Origin of the sequence: Palleronia caenipelagi (genome assembly GCF_007004065.1) — a bacterium.
Classification (GTDB): Bacteria; Pseudomonadota; Alphaproteobacteria; order Rhodobacterales; family Rhodobacteraceae; genus Palleronia; species Palleronia caenipelagi.
The window spans coordinates 1-9910 of the sequence record NZ_VFSV01000067.1; the positions used below are offsets into that span (position 1 = coordinate 1).

Below are 9910 nucleotides of genomic sequence, written 5' to 3' on the forward strand. Positions count from 1 at the left end.
GCCCATCCTGCCAGATCTCCTGGACCAAATCCCGTCTGACGAAGAGATCGGTTCCGTGACGGCAGATGGCGCCTACGACACACGCAAGTGCCACGAGGCAATCGCTGCCCGTTGTGCCGCTGCGATCATCCCGCCCCGCAAGAACGCCAAGCCTTGGAAACCAACGAGCCCCGGAGCCATTGCCCGCAATGAGGCACTGCGCGCGTCCAAATATTTGGGTCGTGCCATCTGGCGACGATGGTCTGGCTACCACCGCCGGAGCCGGGTCGAGAGCAAGATGAACTGCATCAAGCTGCTCGACCAATCCCTCATGGCCCGAGACTTCGACCGCCAGGTCGCCGGTCTGCAAGTTCGTATCGCCGTGCTGAACGGCTACACCGCGCTCGGCGCACCCATGACTGTAGCCGTAAGATAGGTCCGTCCGGGGAAAAGGGAACCGCGCTCAGACCCGATTTGTATAACAGCGCCGGGTGGCGACGCGCCTCAAGTCCTTGAGCTTGCCGAGCATGATCTCAATGCAGTTGCGCCGCTTGTATCTCCGCTTGTCGTATCTGCCCGGCGTCTTGCGTTTCTTCTGTCCCGGGATGCAGGCGCGTATCCCCTTTTCCTGCAGAGCTTCTCTGAACAAATCAGCGTCATAGCCACGATCCCCGAGGAGCCATTTGACGTTTGGCAGGCCACTAAGCCATGCCCGTGCGCCGATAGTATCGCTGACCTGTCCGGCGGTGACGAACAGGTCGATCGGTTTCCCCTCGGGCAGCATCTGGCTTTTGAGGGGCAAGCCTGACAGACGTCTTTTAGTGCGCGGTAGCGGGCAGCGCCCTTGGCCGTCGGTCCCCGGTTCGGATCGGAATAGTTGCGGCTGAATTGCTTCAACTCCTGACCCTCAGGACAGATATACTGGTCGTTGTTGAGATCTGTTCTGACCCATTTCCGGTCACGGCGTGCGGCCTTCCCCGACATTGGTCCCGGTCTTGAGACTTGATGACGCCACCGATGGTAATGAATGATGACAGGATTGATTGGTGGAGATGTTCTCCAAGTGAAGGCCCATGTCAACGTTCAAACCAATGCAGACTTGGGGGCCGCTGCGTTGTTGCGATCAGCCGCGTCCAAGTGCAATTTTGATGACGGGTTCTTTGGCGGGTGGTGCGACCAAATTTTCAAAAATGCCAATAAATTAAATGGTATCTGACGGAGAGACAGGCATTCAGTATGGTTAGATATTCATTTAGATTCAGGAGGATGAATTAAAAGGCGTAGCGAATTGTGTAGCACTTATTACGCGAAGAGTATGAGCCCGCATTGGATTGCCCTATGCAAAGGTGCAACCAGTGAACAGAGCATACCTTGTTACCCCGCTTGATTTTGAAGGGCTTCTCCGGGTCGCGTCTGAAAGCTGGAGTCACAGGCATCGTTTAGCTCCCGCCACGTGGCCGCACGGCAGCTTAAGCCCAGGCTGAGGACTTTCTGAGTTTCGCAGCCGATGATGACGATTACTGCGAGCGCGATGGCAGAAAGTAAGACTGTCGGGCATCTGTCATAGCAGGTCGCGACGCGCCTCCAGTCAAACGTGACTGAGAAAATCAGTGAGACTCAAATCACCATATTTTTCATTCATGTGGAAAAAATCATCGGCAGCGTGAGACTGATCAAACTCTGGCAGGAGGCGGCGTGACCCTCTACTGAATTCATGGCGCGTAAACAGGCCTAACTCGTCGAGTGCAGCAGCCGGAGGACGACAAAACGATAGGGTTTCCGTCGACGAAACCTGCACCATATGATTGATCGCAGCCTGCACCTTTTGTACGCGGCTCATCACTCGGTCATGACCGTCCGCCACCTGCGCCGCAACGCTTTGAGCCAACGGCGCCACGTCTGCCAAAAAAGGATGACCGACATGATACACGGTGGCTGGCGAGCTTTGGTCCGCCACACGCCGGGCGAAATCCAAAGACCAATTGTCTCTGAATACCTGACTTAAAATTTTCTCGATGGCCGAGTCACTCAACGGCGGCAGCCCATCGGCTGTCAGGAAGGGTTCGATTGAAAAGAGTGATCGTCCAGCCACCACGAAAAAAGCATCGTAGCTGCCAATCTCGATTTCCTCTTGCCCGCCGGACGTCCAAGAGAATATTTCTCTTTGCTTTTTACTAACCGGTATGATCATGCCATTTTCCACTTGGGCGTTTTTGAGCATTTTGGAATAGCTGCCAAAAACAGTGACGGCATGATCTTTAATTAGATCGCTGCTTTCACCATCCAGGGCCATTTTAATACAGGCCGTATGAGAATTTCCGATGATGCAGACTTTTTTCATTTTCCGAAGGCCTCAAGCATAGCGTCTTCGCACTGCACATCCTCGACGGACTGATTAACGGAGCCAACATTTCCCCGCCGCTTTTTCGCCGGCGGGTGCGCTTTGAAGAAAGTCTTCATCACCACCTCAACACCTTCATCCATGACACTACGCATATTGGCAGCGAAGAAGGTGCCACGTGCAGCGGGGTTTGTAATAATCTCGTAACTGGGAAAATAATCGACCCGTCGATATGTAGAGCTGAGATGGCCAGCGGCCGCCCTTAAAACAGATTTCGAATACGTCGTCGCGGGCAAGACATGTTTTCCTGTTGCAGTCGCTGTCAGCGGCACCGGAGAAACAGTCAGAATATACCGGGCGGGATTTTGTTTTTTGCGAACTCTCGAGATCCGCCTGATCACCGAATTCATATCCGACACGATGTCGGGATACGTCAAATTCAAGGGTGCATATTCATCTACCACGTCGTCTCCCGCAATAACGCCGGGCGCCATCGGCACAACCTTCCTCGTTGCTTTATGCATCCACGTTTCAGTTAGGCCGAGCGTAAAAATAAAGATGTCAAGGTTTGTAAACAGCTCTCTCACCTTCTCCAAATGATACTCGCGGGCATCAAGCAATTCTTCGATGGATGAAAAGCCTCTGGGCTCGATATTTGGGCGCGCGGCATCAAAATAGAGGCCATTTCGCTCCCATATGATGGGCTTTACTGGCCCATCAGAAAAGGCCTCGGCGAGCAGTTGGTCGAGTTGCCGCGTGGTGTAAATATTACCGTATCGAGCCGAGTACATCGAGTACCCGTGTGACTGATGATGCTCCAAGGGCAAGCCAACGGGGGCTGGCTCAACATCCATCACCCGATACCCGTTTTTCCGGAGATTCCGCGCGATGTGCTGTGCGAAGCAGCTTCCGGCAGTCGCAATATTCTGATCTGGTCGGATGTTCCATTTTTTGGTGTAGATTCCGTCGACATTCAGCGGGCTCTGCTCAACAAGTCCGGACTTCCAGAAAGCTCGAGCGTGAAGATTGGAATAAAAATTCGACATGGAACCACACCTTCTGCATTGACCTGTGGGCGTAACCCAGATTACCCGAGGGCCAAGAACCCTTTATGCAGCGCCTAGTTTAGCTGAACAACAGGCACAAGTCCCAAAAGGCCAGCAACATGAGAGAGATCTAGAAACAACTTTGATCTTCGTCCCTGTTTCCGGGCAGTGTGGTTGTTGATCCTACGCGGCCATTTTCCAACTCATCTCTGTGAACGCCTGAACCGGCGTCTGGTAGCCGACGGCTGAATGCCGTCGCTGGCGGTTGTAGAAGACCTCGATGTACTCGAAGATCGCGGCCCTGGGCTGTTCCCGGGGTCCGAACCGATGGCGGTGGACCAGCTCCTTTTTAAGCGACGCGAAGAAGCTCTCCATCGGGGCGTTCTGCGCCTTCAAACGATCCCCCGGATCGTTCGATCCGTTGGCGCGGACCAGCTTGAACCCGAGGCACTGACCCTTGCGGCTCATGGATTGAACCAGCTTCGCGCGGTGGATGATCTTGCGATAGTCTCCGCTGGCATATTGCACGCCGCGGTCCGAATGCAGGATCAGGCCCGGGACCGGGCCGCGCCGGTTCAGAGCCATCCGGAGCGCGTCGCAGCACAGCTCTGCGCCCAGGTGATCGGCCATGGACCAGCCGACGATTTCGCGGGTCGCCATATCTTTGACCGCCGCTAGGTAGAGCCAGCCCTCGCCGGTATCGACATAGCTGATACCCGCCAGCCAGACGGTGTTCGGGGTGGTGCAGTGAAATGCCCGCTGCAGCAGGTTCGGCGACGGGGTCAGCTTGTGATTGCTGTTTGTGGTGAACGGCTTGCGCGGCTTGCGTTGGCCGGCTGAGATCCTGTTTTCGCGCATTATTTTGGCCACGCGCCGCTCCGGGACGCGCTCCCCGTCAGCGCACAGATCCCGGTGGATACGCTTGGACCCGTAGCGATGTTTGCTGGCTTTGAAGACCCGCATAATTTTTGTCAGAAGCACGTCGTCCCGTGCAGATCGCCGCTCGCGGCGGTCATCGCGGGCCGCCTGGCCGGCGTGATATCCATAGAGCCCGTTACGCGACAGGCGGACCAGCCGGCAAAGTGTAGAAACCGCGTTCTCCCGCTTACGCGGCCCCACTGGGGCCACGGTCAGTCGAACTGAGCTTTGTGGGCAGGGATGAAAGCGCGCTTGTTCATCGTGGTTTCACCGCCCGAGATGCGAAAAAAGCGTTCGCGGGCGCACTCGGACCGGTGGCGTTCGCCTGCTCACCCATTTGCAAGATCTCGTTCTCCTCTGCCAGCCGCTTGTTCTCCTTGCGCAGCCGCTCCAGCTCGGCGGCATCGGCCTTCTGGCGACGTTTGGCCTCCATCGAGCCGAACGCCTCGATCTCCAACCGCCAGGTTTTCAGCTGGGTGCCGGTAATCCCCAACTCTTTCGCCACGCTGCCCTGCGTGGCGCCTGGCTCATAAAGCCGGTCAACCGCGTTCGATGCGGTGCTTGAACCAGTGGCGCACAGCGCATCTCACCCTTGAACTCATCCGTGTATTTCCGTCGATGCTGTCCCATGGCGTGCTCCTCTCATGGACAGGGGTAAAGTACCCCGCTGTCCGGTGACAGGGACGAAGTTCACGACTGATGCCGCCGCGCAGGTCCGGCATAGTCCCGATCACGTCCCTGACCGTTCGCGTCAGACCCGAGACGGCAATCTCGGCGCGCGCAGCCTTGCCCGAAAGGTCGGACCGAACTCCGACGATGATCACCCTGTGGCGCCGTTGCGGGACCCCGAACTGCTCGGCCCGCACGATGATATCTGACGGTCGCGCTGCCTATTGCAGGCTGGCTTTTCCATCTTCCACGCGGACTGCCAGCAGATCGTAGTGATTACCTTGGCCCGTACCAAGCGAGGACAGGTCCTCCATCAGCATCTTAAAGACAAGTCGGCTTTCGACAGTCGAGGCCGGCATGCCCTTGACGTTTTCCATCACGAAGGCCGCGGGACGAAGCCTGTCGAGCACGCGGATGTACTCTCGGAACAGGTAATGCCGCTCATCCACTTCGGGCACATAGCCGATCTTGCCCTTGGTCCGGGCGCGCCCGATCAGAGAATAAGCCTGACAGGGCGGTCCGCCGATCAGAATCGTATCGTCATAGTTTTTGCGCAGCTTCGCGATGGCACCGTCAATCGCCGTCGCAGCTGCCTCAGTGCCGGGCTCGAGTGCACGAGCCTCATCAATGGCAAGTTGCCAAGCTTCGGCGTCGACTGCTGACCAATCCGGCTCGGGGACAAGCCTCGCGTCGAAATCGATGAACTGATCGGGCAAGGTGCCATGAAGCGCCCGGTATTCACGCAGGAATGCGCGCAGCGTCAGGGTGCGATGTCATGAGGGGTGTCGTTACACAACCACTCCAACGACGCGTCCAGAGTTCTGGCACGCGAAGTTCAGGGCGGATGTCGCTCGGGACGAAGCAGTTCTTGGAATGCTTCTGGAAGAGGGGTGGCGCGTCGCAACGGTTTGGGAGTGCGCTCTTAGGAGGCCGGATCAGGTGGACGCCACCGCCGACCTCCTTTCAGCGTGGCTGCGGCCGAACGAGCTTCAGCTACAGATCGGCGACGATGTGGTATTTTCCGTCATTCGAACGAATATCCATTCAGCTGCTGACCCCTAGCCTCGCCAGACTACTCTGACACCTTGGTGCTGGGCCGGTTTGGAGTATCAATGGCTTGAGCGGTTACGGAGTGAAAATGTGCTGACCCCCAGAGATGATACGGGTCGGGAGCTCGATGCGAAATTCAGGCTCGAGAAGCTGCCGGACGGATTTGCCCTGATAGTGGAGTCCCGGGGCGGGTCAGATCATGGCCCGAACCCCAGCCGGAACAAGAACTACATCGATGGAATGCTTCTGCACCTGAAGCACATGGCCGAGCATGATATGCGCCTCGATGAGATCCAAGTGGCCAGCGCGAAGGCGCTACGGCTGCCTGAGTCGGAACGCGTTGTCTGGCCTGAGGGCTACCCGCGGCCATTCAAAATTGCCGCAGTGAGCGACTTCAATGATCTACGTCTCGCCATCGGCCGCCAGTCCGCGGCGTTTCAGAACACGTCGAACTCCACCGGCAACAACAGTAAGAAAATGAAGCTGATTGTGCGCTCGCCAGAGGCGGCTGCCATGCAAATGGATCAGCTAAAAGCTATCTTTACGGGGCGCGACGGCGCGTCGGTCTGGACGGAAGCCCCAACGTCGGATGATGAAGAGCTCCACGAACGTGTGGCCAACGCGCGCCGCAAGGCAAGACGTTCGTCTGCGAAGGGCAAGAGACCTCCTGAAGGACAGAATGACGTCAAGCGGGCGAGAGGTTCATCGGAACGCTTTGTCCGGGATCCGAACGTAATCGCGTGGGTGCTTGAGCAGGCCGCCGGGTCCTGTGATGCCTGCGGTGACAAAGCCCCTTTCCAGCGTGATGACGGTGAACCGTATCTGGAGGTACACCATGTGCGCCCGCTGGCAGAGGGCGGGACAGACACCGTCGACAATGCGGTCGCCTGCTGCCCGGACTGCCACCGCCACTTGCATCACGGCACAGGACGGGGAATGCTCAGGCAATCCCTGCTCGAGCGCCTCGGCCGCCTGAAGGACTGGCCGCAAAAGCCCATCGCGTGATCACGTTCGTTCCGTTCAGCACAACCGCCCCCAGACTCCGTCCGTCAGGCCTCTCTGCACACCCGCGCCTGCTGCCGCATCACGGCATAGTCATTGAGCACCTCCGCGATCGCCGAGCCCTCCAGAAGCGTCACCAGTTCCTCGGCCGCCCGCGTCTGAAACTCCCGACTATATTCCACGACCGGCGGGCAGGCCGCCACGGCGCCTGCCTCAAAACCCACCGTTGCGCAGTCGGTCAACCAGATCGTCGCGATCAAGAGGACGGCGAGCCGCTGCCTCCAGCATCCGGCGTTGAGTTTCATTGGTTTTCTCCGTGATTTCGAGACGTTCAGCGATCCGACCTGCGCGCTCTCCGGTGCGGCGGATCGACAGGAGAAACAGGACCATGGCGACGGCGATGGCACCGTAGCGCAAAATGGTCGGCGCCCATGGGTTGGCGACGATCCCACTCAGAATGCTGGCGATCATCGATGCCCACGCTTCCAATTATCGAGGCGAGCGTAGATCGTGACCGCAATGCCAACGAGCGCCACGGCGATGAAGACCCAGCGAAGCGTGTCTAGATATGGCACAAGCGGCAGGATCGCGGATTGGGTCTCCGCCAGGACGCTCTGCGTGACCTCGACCCCGGCTGCGCCGAGTGTTGCGACTCCGGTCGATCCCCCGCCTTTCATCGTGCGGCTCTCGGCCAGCACCTCGCGCGGGCGGCGCGTCCTCCGCGAAGGCAGTCGCCCGGATCGGGTAGCGTTCGCCCCATTGGCGGGCAGGGCCAAGATCGACATGCATGAACCCCGAGCGCGGATAGAAGCCGAACCCAAGAAACCCAACCGCGCGTGCCGCAGCCTCGAATGCCACGGGTTCGTGGTTCGACATCGCGATGTCAAGGGCCGCGCCGTTCATATGCTTGGACCGCGTAGCGCCGCCAACGGCGCGGTTGTGTTCCGGGCTGCGATACGCCGAGCGGACGATCAGCGGCTTGCCCAGCCGATCCCGCAACGCCTGCAGCTTGTCGAGTGTGGGTTCATTGACAAGCAGCTTGCCGGTGCTGCGGCAGGCGATCTCGGCCGGGCTGAAATTGGTCCAGCGCCAGGCTTTTTCCGGCACATCGCGCCAATGGTCGTAAAAGGTCGTGGTCATGGTGTCCTCCAAAAACGAAAAACCGCCTCGAGGGCGGGTGCGGGTTGGTGCGTGAATTGTCGCGACGGGCAGCTACGGGCTGCTACCGAAGATCTTGAGCTTGATGGCGATGCCCGCGAGTAGCGCCAACATCACGCCGGTGGTGACCATGCGCACAGCCGTTTGCATTGCGGTGCGGCGCACCAGCCGGATGCAGTCCAGCAAGGATCTCAGGTCGCGGATATCGAGCGCTGCCTCTTCACCATCGAGGCCAACATCGGCGAGCGCGCGCTTGGCGCCTTTCTCGGCAGCGCGTGCCAGCATGGTCTCGAACCCGCTGATCTTCGTGCCTGTCACCGGACAGCGGGGTACTTTACCCCTGTCCATGAGAGGAGCACGCCATGGGACAGCATCGACGGAAATACACGGATGAGTTCAAGGGTGAGATGCGCTTGCGCCACTGGTTCAAGCACCGCATCGAACGCGGTTGAGCGGCTTTATGAGCCAGGCGCGACGCAGGGCAGCGTGGCGAAAGAGCTGGGGATCACCGGCACGCAGCTGAAAACCTGGCGGCTGGAGATCGAGGCCTTCGGCTCGATGGAAGCCAAACGCCGCCAGAAGGCCGATGCCGCCGAGCTGGAGCGGCTGCGCAAGGAGAACAAGCGGCTGGCAGAGGAGAGCGAGATCTTGCAGATAGGTGAGCAGGCGAACGCCACTGGTCCGAGCGACTGCCCGAACGATGAATAAGCGCGCCTTCATCACGGCCCACAAAGCTCAGTTCGACTGACCGTGGCCCCGGTGGGGCCGCGTAAGCGGGAGAACGCGGTTTCTACACTTTGCCGGCTGGTCCGCCTGTCACGAAGCTGGCTCTATGGATATCACGCCGGCCAGGCGGCCCGCGATGACCGCCGCGGGCGGCGATCTGCACGGGACGACGTGCTTCTGTCAAAAATTATGCGGGTCCTCAAAGCCAGCAAACACCGCTACGGGTCCAAGCGTATCCACTGGGATCTGTGCGCTGAGGGGGAGCGCGTCCCGGAGCGGCGCGTGGCCAGAATAATGCGCGAAAACAGGATCTCAGCCGGCCAACGCAAGCCGCGCAAGCCAGTGACCACAAACAGCAATCACCAGCTGACCCCGTCGCCGAACCTGCTGCTGGAGGCATTTCACTGCACCACCCCGAACACTGCCTGGCTGGCCGACATCACCTATGTCGGTACCGGCGAGGGCTGGCTCTACCTCGCTGCGGTCAAGGAAGGTGCCTTTGTCCGCCGTCGCCCATCGGGCTCTGACCAGTGGCGCCGCGATGGGCAACTCCAAGGACAATGGCGCATGCGACCCGCGAAATCGTCGGCTGGTCCATGACCGATCACCTGGGCGCAGAGCTGTGCTACGACGCGCTCCGGATGGCCCTGGACCAGCGCGGCCCGGTCCCGGGCCTGATCCTCCATTCGGACCGCGGCATGCAATATGCCAGCGGAGACTACTAAGGTGGTGGACAGAGGCCCCCTGTTTTTCCACTTTCGGCGCCCCTCGATAAAAAAGGCCCGGGGGGTTCTCCCGGAACCTGTCGGCCTCCTGCCTTCGCAGTCCGAACGACCCGTGAACCAAGGGTACGCGACCGCGCCACCAGCCGACCAAATCCACTCATCCCTGACATGATCCTGAAAGGAGGATTCTATGGCCAAGCCCCCCAATGAACAGAACGAACGCCTGAAGCGCCGGTTCGGGGATTATCGCAAACATGCCCGGCGGCTGTCAGACAAAACGCTCGACCGGGAGATGA

The 9910-nt window shown here is 59.2% G+C and carries 11 protein-coding genes and 6 pseudogenes; 5 read left to right on the plus strand and 12 right to left on the minus strand.

What is annotated here, in order from left to right:
• A partial coding sequence (locus FEV53_RS18470) for a transposase (RefSeq protein WP_142836187.1) occupies positions 1–415 on the plus strand: 415 nt, incomplete at its 5' end.
• A gap of 27 nt (positions 416–442) precedes the next feature.
• On the opposite strand, the pseudogene FEV53_RS18475 reads toward FEV53_RS18470, so the two are convergent.
• The 8 genes and pseudogenes from FEV53_RS18475 to FEV53_RS21720 all read right to left on the minus strand — a co-directional run.
• Positions 443–829: pseudogene (locus FEV53_RS18475) on the minus strand (transposase); the annotation flags it as partial.
• A pseudogene (locus tag FEV53_RS18480) lies at positions 754–966 on the minus strand (IS5/IS1182 family transposase); the annotation flags it as partial. The pseudogenes FEV53_RS18475 and FEV53_RS18480, both read right to left, overlap by 76 nt.
• A gap of 522 nt (positions 967–1488) precedes the next feature.
• Positions 1489–1575: pseudogene (locus FEV53_RS22205) on the minus strand (IS5/IS1182 family transposase); the annotation flags it as partial.
• A complete protein-coding gene (locus tag FEV53_RS18490; protein ID WP_142836188.1) occupies positions 1568–2320 on the minus strand; it encodes a hypothetical protein in 753 nt (250 codons plus the stop codon). The pseudogene FEV53_RS22205 and the gene FEV53_RS18490, both read right to left, overlap by 8 nt.
• The gene (locus FEV53_RS18495) at positions 2317–3366 is read right to left on the minus strand and encodes a GSCFA domain-containing protein (RefSeq protein WP_142836189.1); all 1050 of its coding nucleotides are present in this window, start codon (positions 3364–3366) and stop codon (positions 2317–2319) included. Before FEV53_RS18495 ends, FEV53_RS18490 begins: the two co-directional genes overlap by 4 nt.
• Positions 3367–3549: 183 nt before the next feature.
• Positions 3550–4494, minus strand: coding sequence for an IS3 family transposase (locus FEV53_RS18500; RefSeq protein WP_425465505.1), 945 nt, complete (start codon positions 4492–4494; stop codon positions 3550–3552).
• Between the two features lie 46 nt (positions 4495–4540).
• Positions 4541–4789 (minus strand): hypothetical protein, encoded by a 249-nt coding sequence (locus tag FEV53_RS18505; RefSeq protein ID WP_246100921.1) that lies wholly within the window; start codon positions 4787–4789, stop codon positions 4541–4543.
• Positions 4790–4976: 187 nt separating this feature from the next.
• A pseudogene (locus FEV53_RS21720) lies at positions 4977–5726 on the minus strand (DNA cytosine methyltransferase); the annotation flags it as partial.
• A gap of 517 nt (positions 5727–6243) precedes the next feature.
• Here FEV53_RS21720 and FEV53_RS18520 point away from each other — a divergent pair.
• Positions 6244–7008: an HNH endonuclease gene (locus FEV53_RS18520; RefSeq protein ID WP_221931673.1), complete on the plus strand. Its 765-nt coding sequence runs from the start codon at positions 6244–6246 to the stop codon at positions 7006–7008.
• Between the two features lie 44 nt (positions 7009–7052).
• Here FEV53_RS18520 and FEV53_RS18525 read toward each other — a convergent pair whose 3' ends face one another.
• From FEV53_RS18525 to FEV53_RS18540, 4 genes and pseudogenes are all read right to left on the minus strand, one after another.
• On the minus strand, positions 7053–7247 hold the full coding sequence (locus FEV53_RS18525; RefSeq protein WP_342778318.1) for a hypothetical protein: 195 nt from the start codon (positions 7245–7247) through the stop codon (positions 7053–7055).
• Positions 7219–7476 carry a hypothetical protein gene (locus FEV53_RS18530; protein ID WP_142836197.1) on the minus strand — a complete coding sequence of 86 codons (258 nt, stop codon included), beginning with the start codon at positions 7474–7476 and terminating at the stop codon, positions 7219–7221. Before FEV53_RS18530 ends, FEV53_RS18525 begins: the two co-directional genes overlap by 29 nt.
• Positions 7473–8145 (minus strand): annotated as a pseudogene (locus FEV53_RS18535) (YcbK family protein). The gene FEV53_RS18530 and the pseudogene FEV53_RS18535 overlap by 4 nt, the downstream one beginning before the upstream one ends.
• A 72-nt stretch (positions 8146–8217) precedes the next feature.
• On the minus strand, positions 8218–8511 hold the full coding sequence (locus FEV53_RS18540) for a DUF6127 family protein (protein ID WP_142836192.1): 294 nt from the start codon (positions 8509–8511) through the stop codon (positions 8218–8220).
• Between the two features lie 138 nt (positions 8512–8649).
• Between FEV53_RS18540 and FEV53_RS18545 the strand changes: the two genes are divergently transcribed.
• The 3 genes and pseudogenes from FEV53_RS18545 to FEV53_RS18555 form a co-directional block, all read left to right on the plus strand.
• Positions 8650–8871: a hypothetical protein gene (locus FEV53_RS18545; protein ID WP_246100929.1), complete on the plus strand. Its 222-nt coding sequence runs from the start codon at positions 8650–8652 to the stop codon at positions 8869–8871.
• 207 nt (positions 8872–9078) lie between these two features.
• Complete coding sequence (locus tag FEV53_RS18550; RefSeq protein WP_425465506.1) at positions 9079–9489, plus strand: IS3 family transposase; 411 nt, start codon at positions 9079–9081, stop codon at positions 9487–9489.
• Positions 9465–9605 (plus strand): annotated as a pseudogene (locus FEV53_RS18555) (DDE-type integrase/transposase/recombinase); the annotation flags it as partial. The gene FEV53_RS18550 and the pseudogene FEV53_RS18555, both read left to right, overlap by 25 nt.
• Positions 9606–9910: the final 305 nt, after the last annotated feature.